The sequence below is a fragment of the Pseudonocardia sp. N23 genome (assembly GCF_002583555.1).
Taxonomy (GTDB): domain Bacteria; phylum Actinomycetota; class Actinomycetes; order Mycobacteriales; family Pseudonocardiaceae; genus Pseudonocardia.
In genome coordinates this window covers 284624-301265 of sequence record NZ_BEGX01000128.1, presented here as the reverse complement: position 1 = coordinate 301265, position 16642 = coordinate 284624, and the positions used below count along the sequence as shown (strand labels likewise).

The following is a 16642-nucleotide window of genomic DNA, read 5'->3' as shown; positions in this document are numbered from 1 at the left end:
GGCCGACGCAGACAGGGCCGACGCAGACAGGGCCGACGCAGACAGGGCCGACGCCGGGTCGGCGCCGTCCGCCGGGGCCGGAGCCGTGATCGAGGCAGCGGGGATCGTCGCGGCGGCAGCGGCCACGCGCACCGGGGACGACGACGCGCCGCGGCTGTCGGTCGTGGGGGGCAAGGAGCCGCAGCAGTCCGCCGCGTCGGGCACGGAAGGCGCCACGCCCGTCCGGTTCCGCGTCACGGGCCGCGACGGCGAGGTGGTCGGCGGGGCCACGGTCCGGCTGCTCGACGGCCGCGGCCAGGAGCTCGCCGAGGCCACCGCGGCCGACGACGGGCGTGGTGCGCTCGCCGGGTCCCGCGACGGCGGTGCGGACGGCTATGTCGTCGTCGCCACGGCGCCGGGGCACCAGCCCACCGTCACGACGATCGCGGACGACGCGTCCTCCGACGAGGTGGCGCTCGTGCTCGCGACGTCGTCGGCGGTGGCAGGCCGGGTCCGCGACGCGGCGGGACGTCCCGTCGGCGGGGCGTCCGTCGCGCTGATCGAGGACGGCGAGGTCGTCGACTCCACCCGGACGGCCGCGACGGGCGACTACCGGATCGGAGACCTACCGACCGGCGAGTACACGGTCGCGGTGACGGCTCCACGGCACGACCCGGTGGCGGTGCCGGTCCGGGTCGAGCCGGGTGCGACGGCGACGCACGACGTCGTGCTCGAGCCGGTCCCCGCGACGTCGGACCGGTGAGCGGGATGGCGGGGGTCGGCAGCGGGGCGCAGCATGTCGAGGGCAGGCTCGCGGGTGCCCGCGGCGTCGAGCTCTACTGGCAGGGCACCGAGCCGGCCGCGCCGACCGGGATCGTGCTGGTGTCGCACGGGCTGGGCGAGCACGGTGGCCGCTACGGCAACGTCGTCGACGCGCTGGTGCCCGACGGGTGGGCGGTCTACGCGCTCGACCACCGCGGGCACGGTCGGTCGAACGGCCGCCGTGCGCATCTCGACGACTACGCGGACTGGCTGTCGGACTTCGACCTGTTCCGGCGCACGGTGACGGCACGACACCCGGACCTGCCGGTCTTCGTGCTGGGCCACAGCATGGGCGGCCAGATCGCGCTGGCGTACGCGTTGGAGCACCAGGACGTGCTGCGCGGCGCGGTGTTGTCGGCCCCTGCGCTGGCCAGCCCGGCGGCGCCGAAGCCGCTGGTCCTGGTGTTGACGCAGGTGGCCAAGGTGCTGCCGACGATCCGGCCGTCGGGAATCGACGTCACGAAGATCAGCAAGGACCCGGCGGTGGTGGCCGCGTACGAGGCCGATCCGCTGAACCATCACGGCAAGCCGACGCTGGGGCTGGCGTCGCGGCTCGTCGGGCAGTTCGCGACGTTGCCGGAACGGTCGCGGGCGCTGCGGCTGCCGGTCCTGATCCAGCACGGGACGGCCGACGAGCTGACCGACCCGGCGGGGACGCGGCTGCTCGAGTCGCTCAACGGGTCCCCGGACGCCACGGTCCGCTGGTACGACGGGCTGTGGCACGAGATCTACAACGAGCCGGAGCGCGAGGGTCCGCTGACGGACCTGCGGGAGTGGCTGGCCGCGCACCGCTGACGTTCGAGAGCCTGCTCAGGGGACCTCGTCGGCCTCGTCCATGTCGAAGCTCAGGTGCTCGATCCCGACCGTCAGCAACGGCCTGCGCGTCAGCCGCAGCGCGCCGAGGGCGTCGGTGAGCGGGTGCCGGGCGTGCGCGACGAGCCGGGCGGGCGTCGCGACGCCGATCCGCAGGCCGCGCGCCCGGCCCCGGACCCGCGAGTGCAGGACGACGTCGCCGCGGGGCGCGACCGTCGTCAGCCGGGCGGGGAGGGTGATCGGCAGCCGCACCGGCGACGTGCGCAGTGCGACGTCGAGAAGCGGGTGGCCGTCGGTGTCCCACCGGGCCGTCGCACCGCGGGGACCGAGGGAGAGGTCGGCGTCGGCGAGCCACTTCGGTAGCCCCCACAGCTGCCGGCCGGCAGCCATCGTGAAGGGCGCGGTGACGGGCAGCTGGAGGACGTGCGCGGCGACGCGTCCGCGGTGGCGGACGGGCACGGCGAGGCCGAGCTCGTCGTAGGCGCCGAGGTCGTTGACGCGGTAGCGCAGCAGCGCGAGCACGGCGAGGGTCCGGCCGGCGACGGCGGCGACATCGAGCTCCGTGTCCCGCAGCAGGGTGCGCGCGTCGGCGGCGCGGACGACCCAGCAGCCGGCGACGGCCGCCGCGTCGGCGATCCGCACGGGGAACGTCACGGTCCGGCTTTCGACGAGCACACCCATGCCCCTGTCCTACCGGGCACGACGGTGTCCCGGAACAGGGTGCCCGGGTCGGGGGCGGCCCGGTGGGGCCATCGGGCATGCCGGGATCGGCGGGAGATGGCACGCTGTGGGCCGACGAGCGTCGTCTGCGAGGAGTTGTCGTGCGCGGGAGGTACCGGTGATCGAACCGACCGGCCCACCCGGAGGTGACCGCGTCCTGGATGTCGCTGCGCTGCATGCCCGCGCGGACTGGGCGGCGACGTCGCTCGGTCCCGAACACACGTGGCCGGCCGCGCTGAACCAGACGCTGGCGACGATCGCGCCGTCGCCGCAGCCGATGGTCGTGTGCTGGGGTCCGCGGCTCGTCGTGTTCTACAACGACGCGATGGCCGACAATCTGGGCGACCTGCACCCCGAGGTGTACGGACAGCCGGCCGACCAGGTCGGCGACGGTACGTGGCGCCGGTTCGGGCCGACGGTGCGCGGCGTCCTGGAGACGGGTGACGCGCGGGAGCGCCGCGACGACGTCGTGATGGTGCGCCGGGGCGGGACCGACGAGGAGAGCCTGCGCGACCACGTCTACAGCCCGATCCGGGATCTCGACGGTCGTGTCGGCGGCGTGCTCGTCGTGGTCCGGGAGTCGGGCCGGTCGGTGCGGCTGCCCGCGGCGCCGGAGCCGTTCCCGGGCAGCCGGGAGCGGGTGCTGGTCGTGGAGAGCGACACCGCGATGCGCGACCACCTGCTGCGGCTGCTCGCGGAGCGCTGGACGGTGCAGGCGGTCGCCGCCGCGGACCAGGCGCTGGAGGCGGCGCTGTCGGAGCCGCCGGACCTGGTCGTGGCCAACGTCGCGCTCCCGGGCACCGGCGGCATCGGCCTGCTGCGCGCCCTGCGGACCGATGCCCGCACCGCGGGTCTGCCCGTTGTGATGCTGTCGGAGCTGGCCGGCGAGGAGGCGGCGGTCTCAGGGCTGGCCGCGGGTGCCGACGACTACCTGGTGACGCCGTTCTCCCCGCGTGAGCTGCTGGCGCGGGTCGCGAACCACCTGCACCTGGGCCGCACCCGCCGAGCCGCCGAGCTGCAGTTCCGGGCCACGGCCGACGCCACGCCCGCGCTGATCTGGGTCGACGACGTGGGCGGGCATCGCGTGTTCGTCAACCGCGGCTGGCTCGACTTCACGGGTGTGTCCGACCCGGTGAGCGAGCTGGCCGACTGGCGCGAGCGCATCCATCCCGAGGACCGGGCGCGGCACCGCGCGGTGACGGCCGCGGCGACCGGCGCGGGGGCCCCGTTCGAGGTGGAGTTCCGGCTGCGGCACCGTGACGGCGGCTACCGCTGGGTGCTCGACCGGGGCGCGCCGATCGCCGTCGGCGACCGCGCCGCGGGCTACGTGGGTGGGTGCCTGGACATCGACGAGCGGCACCGCGAGCAGCGCCGCCACCGGCTGTACGCGGCGCTGGGCGACACGCTCGACGCCGAGCTGACCGCGACCGGCCGGCTCGCCGCGCTCGCCCGGTTCGTCGTCGACGAGGGGCTGGTCGACGTGGCGAGGGTGCACGAGGGTGGGACCGAGGAGACGCTCGTCGTCAGCGCGGTGGCGGCTGCCGACCCCACCCACGAGCCCCTCATCCGTGCCCTCGTCAGCTCCCCGGCGATGCGCCGCGAGACGCTCGGGTCCGGCGAGGCACGGTTGTTCGAGCCGACGGAGCTGTTCGTCGACGACTACCCGGATCCGTTGTGGCGCAAGGTCGGGATGCACTCGGTCGTCGCAGTGTCGCTGACCGCGCGTGGTGGCATGCTGGGCCTGCTCGGTGCCGGCCGGTGCCACGGCTCGCCGGCGTTCACCGAGGACGACTGCGAGGTGTTCACCGAGATCGGGCGCCGTGCCGGCGTCGCGATCGACAACGCGCGGCTCCTGGAGCTGGAACGGGCGTCGGCGCAACGGCTCGGGCTGCTGCACCGGGCGACCGCGGAGATGTCCGCCGCCGCCACGCCCGCGGAGGTCGCCGGCATCGCGGCCCGGCACATGGAGACGCTGCTCGCCGCGCCGGTCGTCGGTGTCTGGGAGCTGCGCGACGGCCGGCTGGAGGCGTTGACGCGCAGCGGGTGGGGGCTCTCGGCGCAGCGGGCGTGGTCGTCGGTGGCCCTGTCCTCGTCGGAGGCGGCGGTGAGCGTCGTCGAGTCGGGCAGCCCGATCTGGCTGTCGAGCCCCGCGGAGGTCCAGGCCCGGTGGCCGCAGCTCGTCGACGACAGGCCCGACGGCCTCGGCGCGGTCGGCCTGCTGCCGTTGGCCGTCGGCCAGCGCAGCGTCGGGGTGATGGCGGTGGCGTTCCGGGACCCGAGGCCGTTCTCGTCGAGCGACCGGGAGGCCGCGACGGCCGTCGCCGAGCTGGCCGCGCAGGCGTTGGACCGCTCGTCGTTGCTGGTGGCCGAGACCGAGGGGCGGCGCGTCGCGGAACGGCTCGCCGGGGTGGCGACGGCCCTGGCCCGCGCCACCGACCTGCAGTCGGTGGCCGACGTGATCGTCGACCACGGGTTGTCGGCGCTGCAGGCGGAGGCCGTCGTCGTCTGCCTCACCGACGAGACCGGCGCGCTGCACTCGGTGAGCGAGCAGGGCTGGCCGGGGCCCAAGGACGACGTCCTGTTGTCGACGGCCGCGCACCCGCTCGCCGCGACCGTGCGGTCGGGCGAACCGATCTGGTCGGTCGACCCCGGCGACGGACCGTGGCCCGCGCACACTGCGATCCCGCTGCTGGTCGGCGGCCGAACGATCGGGGTCCTCGGGTTCCGGTTCGCGACGCGCCCGCGGTTCACCCCCGAACGTCGCAGCTTCGTGCTGACCCTCGGCGGTCAGTGCGCCCAGGCCGTCATGCGCGCACGGTTGCACCAGGCCGAGCACGAGGTCGCGGTGACCCTGCAGCGGAGCCTGCTGCCGCAGAGCCTCCCCGAGACCGAGCGCCTCGCCATGGCCACCCGCTACCAGCCCGGGACGGAGGGCACCGAGGCCGGCGGCGACTGGTTCGACGTGCTCGACCTCGGTGAGCAGCGGTTCGCGCTCGTCGTGGGGGACGTCGTCGGCCGCGGGCCCTCGGCCGCCGCGGTCATGGGCCAGCTGCGCAGCGCGCTCGCCGCCAACCTCGTCAACGGGCAGTCACCCGCCGGCGCCCTCGAACAGCTAGACCTGTTCGCGCGCCGGGTGAAGGGGGCGATGGCCAGCACCGTCGTCTGCGCGGTGATCGACTGCAGCACCGGCGACCTGCGCTACGCCTGCGCGGGCCACCCCCCGCCACTCGTGGCCGGGATCGACGGCGTGCGGCTGCTCGCCGCCGGCCGCGGCACCCCGCTCGGCGTGTTCGGCAGGCCGCCGTTCGTGGAGGCGGAGGACCGTCTCGACCTGGGCGAGACGATCCTGCTCTGCTCCGACGGACTGTTCGAGCGCCGAAACGAGGTCATCGACGACGGCATGGACCGGCTCGTCGACGTCTTCGGCGACCTCACCGGCACGCGTCCCGAACCCAGCGCCGACGCCCTGCTCGAGCGGATGTCGGAGGGCAGCGCCGTCCCCGACGACACCGCGCTCGTCCTTGCCCGCCTGCTGCCCGCGCCGCTGCGCCTCGAGCTCGCGGCCGAGCCGAAGGAGCTGGCCGGGCTGCGGCGCGTCGTCGCCCGCTGGTGCACCCACGCCGGGGTCGACGAGGACGCCGTGACCGACCTGCAGCTAGCCCTCGGCGAAGCCGCGACCAACGCCGTCGAGCACGCCTACCCGAGCGGTGCGGACGGGGTCGTCGAGGTCGACCTGGACCTGCTGCCCGACGCGACCGTCGCCGTCCGGGTCACCGACCACGGCACGTGGCGTCCGCCGCCCGCCGACCCCGGCTACCGCGGGCGCGGGCTCGTCCTCATCCGGGAGCTGGCGCGGGAGGTCGAGGTCGTCGCCGGCGACGACGGCACCGTCGTCTCGTTCCACATGCCGCCCGTCCCGGTCGCTGTCCCCACGGCATCCGCGACGCGTCGTGCCTGGTCACCGCGGGTTCTGGAGGTGTCCGCGGTGCCGTCGGCTCCTGTGGGGGCCGGTCCGAGCGCCATCGTCGTCACCGGGGATCTCGATCTGGCCGGGGTCCAGGAGGTCCGGGCCGGGCTGCTCGACAGCGCCACCGCAGGCACCCCACTGGTGCTGACACTGCCGACCGACTGCTACGTCAGCAGTGCGGGTGTCGCCCTGCTGACCGAGCTCGCGGAGCAGGCCGGTGCCGCCGGTTCGGTGCTGACCGTCGTCACCCCGGCGGGGAGCGCCGCGCGGCGCATCCTCCAGCTGGCGGCGCTCGACGCGGTGATCGCGGTCGCAGACGGCTGAGCGCCTGTCGGACATTTCCCACCGCTCGGCCGAACTCTCCTCCCGGGAGCTGGGACGAGGTGGCTCGAGGGGTCGCCACTGTGCTCAACTGTCGGTATGGCTCCCGCTGCACACCTCGGCCCGATCTGGGGTACGCGGCGAGCCGATCACTTCGACCAGTGCTGTCGACGCCGGAACTGACCCCGGCCCGCATCCGCCCGACCCGCACTGGAGCACGTCCGTGTTGCTGCACGCCCCGAGCCCGGCCCTCACCTTCCCCGGCTCCGCGCCCGACCTCGCCGACCTCACCGCACTCACCCGGCGCATCGCCGCCGACGTGCGCGCCGGCATCCACGAGGTCCAGGTCGATCCCGAACGCCGCTGGTACCGGCGACTGCACGGCGACGACTTCGTCGACGTCTGGCTGATCAGCTGGGCCACCGAGCAGGCCGCCGAGCTGCACGACCACGCCGGCTCCCTCGGCGCCCTCACCGTCGTCTCCGGACGGCTCACCGAGGAGTTCTGGTCCGCACCCGGCGCCGGGCTGCGCACCCGCACCCTGCACGCCGGGCGGTCCGTCGGCTTCGGCGTCGGACACGTCCACGAGGTGTCCAACCCGTCGGCCGACACCGCGGTCAGCGTCCACGCCTACTCGCCGCCCCTGACGGCCATGTCGTACTACGACGTGACCGGCGGACGGCTGCGGCGCACCCGCTCCGAGCTGACCGAGCCCGGCTCGACCCAGGGTGTCGGATGACCCGCACGATCGACGACGTCCTCGCCGACGCCCGCGCCCGGCTGCACCGCGTCGGCCCGCAGGAGGCCGCCGACCTGCGTGACAACGGCGCCATCCTCGTCGACACCCGGCCGCAGTGGCAGCGCGACGCCGAGGGCTCCATCCCGGACGCCCTCGTCATCGAGCGCAACCACATCGAGTGGCGCCTCGACCCCAGCTCCGGCGCCCGCATCCCCGAGGCCACCGACCACGACGTCACCTGGGTCGTCTTCTGCTCCGAGGGCTACTCCTCCAGCCTCGCCGCCGCGTCGCTGCAGGACATCGGCCTGCGCAACGCCACCGACCTCGACGGTGGGTTCCAGGCGTGGAAGGCCGCGGGACTGCCCGTCAGCCCGAGCTGACCGCGCCTCAGCTGAACGCGCCGATCCCGGTCACGTCGCGGCCCACGATCAGCGTCTGGATCGTCTCGGTGCCCTCGAAGGTGTGCACCGCCTCGATGTCCGCCCAATGTCTGGCGACGTGGTTCTCCAGCAGAATGCCGTTGCCGCCCAAGAGATCCCGGGCCTTGGAGAGGATGCGCCGCGCCGCGCGGGTGTTGTTCATCTTCGCCAGCCCCGCAACCGTCGGCGACAACCGTCCCGCGTCGGCCAGCCGGCCGATCTGCACGCAGTACAGCTGCATCCCCGTCAGGTCCGCCAGCATGTGCACCAGCCGCTGCTGCACGATCTGGAACGACGCCAGCGGCTTCCCGAACTGGTGACGCTCCTTCGCATAGCGCAGCGCCGCGTCGTATCCCGCGGTCGCGTGCCCCAGCGCCATCCACGCGCAGATGGCCCGGGTGTTCGCGAGCACGCGGGCGCAGTCGTCGAACGTCCGGGCGTCGACCAGCCGGTTCTCGTCCGGCACCCGGACACCGGTCAGCGTGACGTCCGCCTGCTGGATCGACCGCAACGACAGCTTCCCGGTGATCGCGGTGGCCTCGAAGCCTTCCGCAGGGGTCTCGACGACGAATCCCTTCACCTCGCCCGACGCCGTGTCGCGCGCCCACACGACGACAAGGTCCGCGATCGTCGCGTTCCCGATCCAGCGCTTGCGCCCGTCCAGCACCCAGTGGTCACCGGCGCGGCGCGCCGAGGTCTCCAATGCCACCGAGTCCGACCCGTGGTCCGGCTCCGTCAGCGCGAACGCCCCGATCCTGTCCAATGTGGACATCGACGGTAGCCACCGCGCCCGCTGCTCCTCCGAGCCGCACATCGCGATCGCCTGCATCGCCAGCCCCGCGTGCACCCCGAGGAAGGTGCCCAGTGAACCGTCGCCACGATGCAGCTCCATGTGGACGAGGCCGCACGCCATCGGGCTCATCCCCGCTGCGCCGTGCCCGCGGATGTCCTCACCGACGATCCCCAGCTCCGGCAGCCGCCGGATCAGCTCCCACGGGAGCTCCGCCCGCTCCCACAGGTCCCCGATCCCCGGCAGCACCTCGGTGTCGACGAACTTGCGCGTCGTCGCGAAGCGCTCCCACTGCTCCTCGGTGAACTGCTCGCGCACCGAGAAGAAGTCGGTGCCCAACGCCTCGCCCAGATGCGCGTACTCCGCCATCGGATCAGGCTGGCACACGCGACCCCTGTCCGCCGCGCGACGACGCTGGTTCACTGCCACTGTGGACCGGCCCAACTTCGTCGCCGACGAGCGTCACGGACCGCTGCCCGCCGTCCTGCTCGTCCTCACCTTCGTGTCCGGCCTCATCGATGCGATCAGCATCATCAGCCTCGGGCACGTCTTCGTCGCCAACATGACCGGCAACATCGTCTTCGTCGGCTTCGCCGTCGCCGGCGCCCCCGGTTTCTCCCTGCGCAACTCGCTCTTCGCGCTCGCCGGATTCGTCGTCGGCGCGATCATCGGCGGACGCATGCTCGACCGCTGGGGCCGCAGCCGCCCGATCCTGCTGCGCAACGCCGTCCTCGTCGAGAGCGTCCTCATCGCGGTGTGCCTCGTCATCTCGATCTTCGTGCACCTCCGTGAGGACGGGCCCGTCGCCGCCACCGTCGTCGTCGCGCTCGCCGCCGTCGCGATGGGCATCCAGAACGTCAGCGCCCGCCGCATGGGCATCCCCGACCTCACCACCACGCTGCTCACGATGACCCTCATCAGCTTCGCCGCGGACCACGCCAAGTTCGCCGAGTCCGCCGTGCGCAGGATCGCGATCATCGCCACGATGCTGGCCGGCGCGATCGTCGGCACCCTCCTCGTGCTCCGGATCGACACCCGGGCCGGGTTCGTCGCCGTCCTCGTCCTCCTCCTCGGGGTCGTCGTGGCGCTGACGGTCGTCGCCCGCGAAGAAGCCCCCTGGCACGCCTGACATGGGCCGGCCGAGCTTCCTCGCCGACCCGCGCCACGGCCCCCTGCCGGCCCTGCTGCTCGTGCTGACCTTCGTGTCCGGGGTGGTCGACGCCATCAGCATCCTCAGCGTCGGGCGCGTCTTCGTCGCCAACATGACCGGCAACGTCGTGTTCATCGGGTTCGCCCTCGCCGGGGTCGAGGGCTTCTCCCTGTCGGCCTCCCTCATCGCGGTCGCCGGGTTCATCGTCGGCGCCCTCTCCGGCGGTCGGCTCATCGACCGCTTCGGCCAGAGCAGGCCCGTCCTGCTGCGCAACTGCGTCGCCGTCGAGTCCGTCCTGCTCGGCGGCTGCCTCGTCATCTCGCTGGTCGTGCACCTGCGCCAGGGCGGGCCGGTGGCTTCCACCGTCGTCGCCGGGATCGCCGCCGCGGCCATGGGCCTGCAGACCGCCACCGCCCGCCGCATCGGCGTCCCCGACATGACCACCAGCGTCGTCACCATGACCCTCACCGGCTTCGCCGCCGACCACCGCAACGCCACCGAAGCCGCCATCCGCCGGGGCGCGGTCGTCGTCAGCATGTTGCTGGGCGCGCTGGTCGGCGCCGTCCTCGTCCTGCGCATCGGGAGCCACGCGGGCTTCATCGCGGTGCTGGTCCTGCTGGTGATCGTCGGCACCTTCTCGACGCACCTCGCCCGCCGCACCGCCCCCTGGCACTCCTGACCGTCGCGCCGGCTCGACCTGAGCCTGGCGCCGACGATGCAGAACCCAGCCCCACCTCGAACTCGCGGGTCGGCCGGTCGTGCGGATGCACCCGATCTGTCGGAATCGCCCCGCGGCGAGACCTCGCGACCTTACGATCCCGATCATGCTCAACAACGTCCCCGCACGCTTCGCTCTAGAGGCCGCGGGAATGCGCATCGACCGCGACAACGTCCTTAAGGTTGCGAATGTCCTGATGACGGAAGCCAATGGCCTTCAAGATGTGTTGACGCAGAACGGGGATGCCCGCGCCGGCCTGTGCGGTGGCGACCCCGTCTCCCCGGACGCGATGGTGGCCTTCAACGTACGTGCGGCCGCACTGGTCGACTCGCTCTCGCTCTACGTCAGGGATCTCCAGCAACTGGCGACTGCTGTGGCAGAGTCCGCCCGCGCGTATGGCGTGTCCGACGAGGACATCGCCCGATCGCTCGAGACATGAGGCTGATCGCAGGCGTTCTGGTCGTCCTGTGTGCGGTGTTGAGCGCGGGCTGCACGATTCACGAAGATGGTCAACCTTTCGGGGTCGGCGCATCCGAGCAGACTCGGAGCCCGCGGCTCGTTCCTGGCGAGTCCGATCCGTGTGGGCTTCTGGAACGACCGCAGCGAGATCGCCTCGGCGTTGGGGAAGGCAAGTTCGTGGAAGATCCACCCCTCAAGGACGCGGCCTTCTGTGTATGGCGTTCGCGAAAACTCAGTGCCGACAGATTCCAAGGTGCCGTCCTGCCGAACTCCTACTCGTTGGCGAACATCAGACGCAGCTACGAGTCGCCGCGAGACTTCATTGTGGCGGGACTACCGGCTGTAAGCGGGTCGATCGGCGGGCTCTCGGGTGAGCTTTCCTGCTGGGTCTTCGCGGAGTTGCCGGACGGCCGCCTCGCGGACGCATCCTTCTGGGCGGGAAGCAGCGAGGGTATGAGTCACGCCGCGGCATGCGAGCGCGCATCCAACGTACTGGAGATGATCGTCGATACCGTGCAGTCCCGCTGACGCCGACACCGACGTCAGTGCTGTCCGGGGCGCCACCGACCGCACTGGTGTTGGTCTCGACGAGCCTTTGATCGGCCATCCGTACACATGAGGCGGGCAGTGGATGCTTCGGACCCTCGGCCGGCGTCGAGATGCACATGAGCGTTGTCGGTGCGCGGCGGAACAGCCGTGACGTGCAGGTCGCGAGTGCGGGTGCACTCGACTACTCGGGGTCGCCGTCGGCGCGCTGCTGTCGGGTTGCGCTGTCCGTGAGGCGAGTGGCCCGTCGGCGGCGGGGCCCGGATCCGCAGGGCACGTCGCGGACGGCGGACGCGCCCAGGGGAGGCGGCCCCGTTCCTTGCCCGACGTCGCCCAACGAGCCCGACTCGGTGTCGGTGGATGCGAACCTGTCGGGCCGGTGCCTCTCGATGGCGCCTCGTTGTGTGACTGGGGCGCCGCTGACGGCGGCTATCCGAATCCGAAATGGTTCAGTGTCAGCGGTGCGCGGGCGATGAGTACGTCGGCGGGCAGCTCACTCGCGGAGCGCACATGCATCATCTTCGCGGAACTGCCGGACGGTCGACTCACCTACGTGTCGTTCTGGGCGAGCAGTGGAGTCGACATCGGGCACCATGTCTGCTCGCGGGCGCGCAACCTCGCTGACCGAGATGCTGTTCAGCACGATGAAAGGGACTCCGATGACTGGTCCCGGTCGCTGAGACCGTACCGCTGTCCCGTGATTCGACCATCGCTGTAAGAAGCCGGTATGCGGCGGGTAGTGGCGTCAGGCGGGGATGTCGTCCAGGGCGCGTTGGATGCGTTTGATCGAGACGGGTTGGCGTGTCCGCATGGGGTGGGCGTAGAGGGAGATGCGGAGTTCCTCGATCAGCCAGCCGACGTCGCGCAGCGCCTGTGGGGGGTCGGTGCCGTCGGGGAGGTCGGCGAGGTCGGCGTCGTACTCGTCGGCGACCACCCGCACCTCGGCGGTCCAGGAGGCGTCGCGGGCGGGGTCGACGCGCAGCCTCTCGAGGCGGACCTCGACGCCCTGCACATACCGCGCCACGTCAGCGAGTTTCGACGGCCCGGCAGCCGTGACGAAGCCCGGGCCGGTGAGCACCGCGAGCTGGGCGCGGACGTCGGCAACCCCGGCGCGCAGGGCGGGGGCGGTCATGTCTGCGAGCATCGCCTGCACCCGGTGCCAGTGGTCGAGCACGATCCGGACGGCGTCGAGGGTCTTGAGGGTCGTCCCGGCGAGGTGGGTGCGCAGGATCGTGCGGAGCCGGTCGTACCCCGCCTCGTCGAACGCGGGTCCACCCGCGCGGGTGACGAGATGGTCGGCGGCGGCGGTGACACAGTCGTCGAGCAGGGCGGCGACGCTGCCGTGGGGGTTGCGCGACAACGTCAGTTTGGCCGTGTTGTCGAGCCCACGGGTCACCTGCCGCACCGGCGACGGCGTCTCCGACAGCAGGAGTCGGCGCAGCCCGCGGCGGTGGGAGGCGTCGCGTTCGGCCTCGGTGGCGAAGACGCGGACGTCGGCGGTGGCGCCGCGGTCGACGAGACCCGGGTAGCCGGTGACGACGTTGCGTCCGCGGCGGATCGCGAGCTCGCGGGGGAGGTCGCCGATCGACCAGGTGGTCAGGCCCGTCTGTTCGACGGAGACGCCTGCGGCGGCGATCTCCTCTCGGACCCTGGGCGCCAGCGTCGAGCGGAGTGCGTCGAGGTCGGTGCCGCGGGCCAGCTCGACGTCTTTCTCGTCGATCACACGAAAAGTGACGGTGAGATGCTCGGGGAGACGGTCGAGCTCCCAGGCGTCGCGGGGGATCGTGATGGAACGCATGCGGCCGAGCTCGCGCTCCAGGCCGTCGAGGAGCGGCTCGTCGCCCACCTGGAGCCGGGCGAGGACGGCGCGCGCGTGGTCGGGGGCCGGCGCGAACTGGCGCCGCAGGTTCCGTGGCAGCGTCTTGATCAGTGCCGTCACCAGCTCCTCGCGCAGCCCTGGCACCTGCCACGTGAACGGTGTCGGGTCGATCTGGTGCAGCGCGGCGACGGGGACGTCGACGGTGACACCGTCGGTCTGGTGCCCTGGCTCGAAGGCGTAGGACAGCGGCAGGGTGAGGCCGCCGGCCTCGACGTGGTCGGGGTAGGCGTCGCGGTCGACCTGTGCGGCGGTGGTCGTCGCGAGGAAGTCGGGTGTGTAGTCGAGCAGGTGCGGGTTGCGCCGCGACTCCTTCTTCCACCACGAGTCGAAGTGCCTGCCGGACACCACGCTCGCGGGGACGCGCGCCTCGTAGAAGTCGACGAGCACCTCTTCGTCGACGACGAGGTCGCGGCGACGTGCCCGGTGTTCGAGGTCCTCGGCGTCGTCGAGCAGCGCCCGGTTGGCGTGGAAGAACCCGTGCCGGGTGTCCCAGTCGCCCTCGACGAGTGCGTGCCGGATGAACAGGTCGCGGGCGAGCTCGGGGTCGATGCGGCCGAGATCGACGGTCCGGTCGGCGACGACGGGGATGCCGTGCAGGGTCACCCGCTCCGTCGCGACGGCCGACGAACGCTTGCGTGACCAGTGCGGTTCGGAATGCGTCTTCCTGACGAGATGTCCGGCGAGGGGCTCGATCCACTCGGGCTTGATCGGGGCGACGGTGCGCGCCCACAACCGCGAGGTCTCGACCAGCTCGGCGGCCATCACCCAGCGTGGGCTCTTGCGTGCCAACGCCGAACCGGGCCAGATCATGAACTTGGCACCGCGGGCGCCGAGGTACTCCTTCTGCGGGCGGCGCTCCTTCGTCTTGCCGGCCTTCTCGTCGAGGGTGTCGAGCAGGCCCACCTGCGACAGCAGCCCGGACAGCACCGCGGTGTGGATGCGGTCCGCGGCGCCGGCCCAGTCGTCGGAGCCGTCGGTGACAGCCATCCCGGCCGAGCGGGCCGCCTGGCGCAGCTGGCCGTGCAGGTCCCACCACTCGCGGATGCGCAGGTAGTGCAGGAACTCGTCGCGGATCTGGCGACGGAACCTGCTGCCCGACAACGCTTCCCGCTGCTCGGCGAGGTACCCCCACAGTCGCAGGTAGGCGAGGAAGTCCGAACCGTCGGCCGAGAAGCGGGCGTGGGCGGCGTCGGCGGCCTGGCGCTGATCGGTGGGCCGCTCACGCGGGTCCTGCACCGACAGCGCCGCGGCGATGACGAGAACCTCGCGCAGGCAGCCGGTGCGGTGGGCCTCGACGAGCATCCGGCCCAGCCGGGGGTCGACGGGCAAGCGGGACAACGACTGTCCGACCGGGGTCAGCGACCGCTGACCCTGTTCCAGTGCGCCCAGCTCGTGGAGGAGGGCGAGGCCGTCGTTGATGGAGCGCTGGTCGGGGGGCTCGACGAACGGGAACTCGGCGATCTCGCCGAGGTCGAGCGCGATCATCTGCAGGACGACGGACGCGAGGTTGGTGCGCAGGATCTCCGGCTCGGTGAACTCGGGGCGTGCGTCGAAGTCGTCCTCGGCGTAGAGCCGGATGCAGATGCCGTCGGACGTGCGGCCGCAACGGCCGGCGCGCTGGTTGGCCGACGCCTGCGACACCTTCTCGATCGGCAGCCGCTGGACCTTGAGCCGCCGCGAGTAGCGCGAGATCCGGGCCGTGCCGGTGTCGATCACGTACTTGATGCCGGGGACGGTCAGCGACGTCTCGGCGACGTTGGTGGCCAGCACGACGCGGCTGCCCGGGTGTGGGGAGAAGACGCGCTGCTGCTCGGCCGTCGTCAGCCGGGCGTAGAGCGGCAGGATCTCCGTGTTGCGGAACTCCCTGCGCGCCAACGCATCCGCGGTGTCGCGGATCTCGCGCTCGCCGGGTAGGAAGACCAGGACGTCGCCAGGGCCCTCGCGCTGCAGCTCCGCGACCGCGTCGCCGATGGCCTCGATCTCCTCGCGGTCCGGGTCGGCGTCGGGGTCGTCGGGGTCGACGACGGGCCGGTAACGGACCTCGACCGGGTAGGACCGTCCGGAGACCTCGACGATGGGAGCGCCCCCGAAGTGACGGGAGAAGCGTTCGGGGTCGATCGTCGCCGAGGTGATGATCACCTTGAGGTCGGGACGTTGCGGCAGCAGCCGCGTCAGGTAGCCGAGGATGAAGTCGATGTTGAGGCTGCGCTCGTGAGCCTCGTCGATGATGAGGGTGTCGTAGCGGCGCAACATCCGGTCGCCGGTCAGCTCGGCCAGCAGGATGCCGTCGGTCATGAGCTTGACCATCGTGCGGTCGCCGACCTGGTCGGTGAAGCGCACCTTCCAGCCCACGACGTCGCCCAGCTCGGTGCCCAGCTCCTCGGCGATGCGGGTGGCGACGGTGCGCGCGGCGAGCCGCCGCGGCTGGGTGTGGCCGATCATCCCGGTGACACCGCGCCCCAGCTCCAGGCAGATCTTCGGGATCTGCGTGGTCTTCCCCGAGCCGGTCTCGCCGGCGATGATCACGACCTGGTGGTCGCGGATCGCGGCGGCGATGTCCTCCCGGCGGGCGCTGACCGGCAGCGACTCGGGGTAGACGATGCGCGGGACGGCGGCGCGCCGGCGTTCGATCCGGTGCTCGACTGTGGCGACGGAGTTCGCAACTGCCTGCTGGGCGGTCCCGTTGCCGGAGCGGCGGGCGCCCGCGAGCCTGCGGGCGAGGCGGTGTCCGTCGTCGGGTGGGAGGGCCTGGATGCGCTCCGCGAGGTCGGCGAGGACGTCGTCGGGGAGCGCGGGCGCGGTCGGCTCGTCGGCGCGCTCGGCCCGGTCGCGCCCGCGGCCGCGGCCGCGGGGGCCGGGATCGGACGGTGGCTCGGGTGAAGGCGTGTCGGCGGGGCCGGGCGCGTTGACCCCGGAGGGTGCGCTCCGGCCCCGGGACCCGCGTCGGCGCGGACGCCGGGCACGGGTCGGGCGGCCGTCCCCAGGGGGTCCGGACTCGGTGTCCGGAGGGACGGCAGGACCGTGGGGGTCACCGGCGGAGCGCTCGTGGCGCGCGTCGGTGGCTCGGGTGGAGGACATCGTGGGAAAAGTGTGCCTGGTCGTGAGAAGGGACGTCCGAACCGGGTGCCGGTCGCCTCTCGGCGCGCAGGCCGCTCGAAGCGGCGGTTTCAGTTGGGACCCGGGGACACGGTGTCACCCGATCCGGACGTTTCTTACAACCCCTCCGACCGCCGGCTTGTTCCCGGCGGTGGAGGTGTCCGAACCGGACGCCGGTCGCCTCGCGGCGAGTGGCGCACCACGGCTCCAGCCTGACGGTATTC

12 protein-coding genes are annotated in these 16642 nt (G+C 72.6%); 9 read left to right on the top strand and 3 right to left on the bottom strand.

All coding sequences use genetic code 11. The features are described 5' to 3' along the window. Together TOK_RS29515 and TOK_RS29510 are read left to right on the top strand one after the other, a co-directional pair. Positions 1-742, top strand: a 742-nt coding sequence (locus TOK_RS29515; protein WP_216362140.1) for a carboxypeptidase regulatory-like domain-containing protein, incomplete at its 5' end; no start/stop codon positions are given. A gap of 5 nt (positions 743-747) precedes the next feature. Then, the gene (locus tag TOK_RS29510) at positions 748-1596 is read left to right on the top strand and encodes an alpha/beta hydrolase (RefSeq protein ID WP_098961242.1); all 849 of its coding nucleotides are present in this window, start codon (positions 748-750) and stop codon (positions 1594-1596) included. Positions 1597-1611: 15 nt separating this feature from the next. Here the strand turns inward: TOK_RS29510 and TOK_RS29505 are convergent, their stop codons facing one another. Continuing rightward, positions 1612-2295 (bottom strand): acetoacetate decarboxylase family protein, encoded by a 684-nt coding sequence (locus TOK_RS29505; RefSeq protein WP_098961241.1) that lies wholly within the window; start codon positions 2293-2295, stop codon positions 1612-1614. Positions 2296-2452: 157 nt separating this feature from the next. Here TOK_RS29505 and TOK_RS29500 point away from each other — a divergent pair, with 157 nt between their 5' ends. The 3 genes from TOK_RS29500 to TOK_RS29490 all read left to right on the top strand — a co-directional run bounded on the left by TOK_RS29500 (position 2453) and on the right by TOK_RS29490 (position 7741). Further along, positions 2453-6625 carry a SpoIIE family protein phosphatase gene (locus tag TOK_RS29500; protein WP_172457851.1) on the top strand — a complete coding sequence of 1391 codons (4173 nt, stop codon included), beginning with the start codon at positions 2453-2455 and terminating at the stop codon, positions 6623-6625. A gap of 220 nt (positions 6626-6845) precedes the next feature. Then, on the top strand, positions 6846-7361 hold the full coding sequence (locus TOK_RS29495) for a cysteine dioxygenase family protein (protein WP_098961239.1): 516 nt from the start codon (positions 6846-6848) through the stop codon (positions 7359-7361). Then, on the top strand, positions 7358-7741 hold the full coding sequence (locus TOK_RS29490) for a rhodanese-like domain-containing protein (protein WP_098961238.1): 384 nt from the start codon (positions 7358-7360) through the stop codon (positions 7739-7741). Before TOK_RS29495 ends, TOK_RS29490 begins: the two co-directional genes overlap by 4 nt. A gap of 7 nt (positions 7742-7748) precedes the next feature. On the opposite strand, the gene TOK_RS29485 is transcribed toward TOK_RS29490, so the two are convergent. Further along, positions 7749-8939: an acyl-CoA dehydrogenase family protein gene (locus TOK_RS29485; RefSeq protein WP_098961237.1), complete on the bottom strand. Its 1191-nt coding sequence runs from the start codon at positions 8937-8939 to the stop codon at positions 7749-7751. A 61-nt stretch (positions 8940-9000) separates the two neighbouring features. Between TOK_RS29485 and TOK_RS29480 the strand changes: the two genes are divergently transcribed. The 4 genes from TOK_RS29480 to TOK_RS29465 all read left to right on the top strand — a co-directional run bounded on the left by TOK_RS29480 (position 9001) and on the right by TOK_RS29465 (position 11425). After that, positions 9001-9699 (top strand): YoaK family protein, encoded by a 699-nt coding sequence (locus TOK_RS29480; RefSeq protein ID WP_172457850.1) that lies wholly within the window; start codon positions 9001-9003, stop codon positions 9697-9699. A 1-nt stretch (position 9700) separates the two neighbouring features. Further along, on the top strand, positions 9701-10399 hold the full coding sequence (locus TOK_RS29475) for a YoaK family protein (protein ID WP_098961236.1): 699 nt from the start codon (positions 9701-9703) through the stop codon (positions 10397-10399). A gap of 145 nt (positions 10400-10544) precedes the next feature. After that, positions 10545-10877, top strand: coding sequence for a hypothetical protein (locus tag TOK_RS29470; protein ID WP_141566613.1), 333 nt, complete (start codon positions 10545-10547; stop codon positions 10875-10877). Continuing rightward, complete coding sequence (locus TOK_RS29465; protein WP_098961234.1) at positions 10874-11425, top strand: DUF3558 family protein; 552 nt, start codon at positions 10874-10876, stop codon at positions 11423-11425. The genes TOK_RS29470 and TOK_RS29465 overlap by 4 nt, the downstream gene beginning before the upstream one ends. 763 nt (positions 11426-12188) lie before the next feature. Here the strand turns inward: TOK_RS29465 and hrpA are convergent. Next, positions 12189-16400 (bottom strand): ATP-dependent RNA helicase HrpA, encoded by a 4212-nt coding sequence (hrpA, locus tag TOK_RS29460; RefSeq protein ID WP_098961233.1) that lies wholly within the window; start codon positions 16398-16400, stop codon positions 12189-12191. Positions 16401-16642 lie beyond the last annotated feature (242 nt).

Excerpts from the sequence above, each read along its gene's own strand:
- TOK_RS29510 (WP_098961242.1), top strand. The coding sequence starts at position 748 with ATGGCGGGGGTCGGCAGCGGGGCGCAGCATGTCGAGGGCAGGCTCGCG.
- TOK_RS29505 (WP_098961241.1), bottom strand. The coding sequence starts at position 2,295 with ATGGGTGTGCTCGTCGAAAGCCGGACCGTGACGTTCCCCGTGCGGATC.
- TOK_RS29490 (WP_098961238.1), top strand. The coding sequence starts at position 7,358 with ATGACCCGCACGATCGACGACGTCCTCGCCGACGCCCGCGCCCGGCTG.
- TOK_RS29485 (WP_098961237.1), bottom strand. The coding sequence starts at position 8,939 with ATGGCGGAGTACGCGCATCTGGGCGAGGCGTTGGGCACCGACTTCTTC.
- TOK_RS29475 (WP_098961236.1), top strand. The coding sequence starts at position 9,701 with ATGGGCCGGCCGAGCTTCCTCGCCGACCCGCGCCACGGCCCCCTGCCG.
- TOK_RS29470 (WP_141566613.1), top strand. The coding sequence starts at position 10,545 with ATGCTCAACAACGTCCCCGCACGCTTCGCTCTAGAGGCCGCGGGAATG.
- TOK_RS29465 (WP_098961234.1), top strand. The coding sequence starts at position 10,874 with ATGAGGCTGATCGCAGGCGTTCTGGTCGTCCTGTGTGCGGTGTTGAGC.
- hrpA (WP_098961233.1), bottom strand. The coding sequence starts at position 16,400 with ATGTCCTCCACCCGAGCCACCGACGCGCGCCACGAGCGCTCCGCCGGT.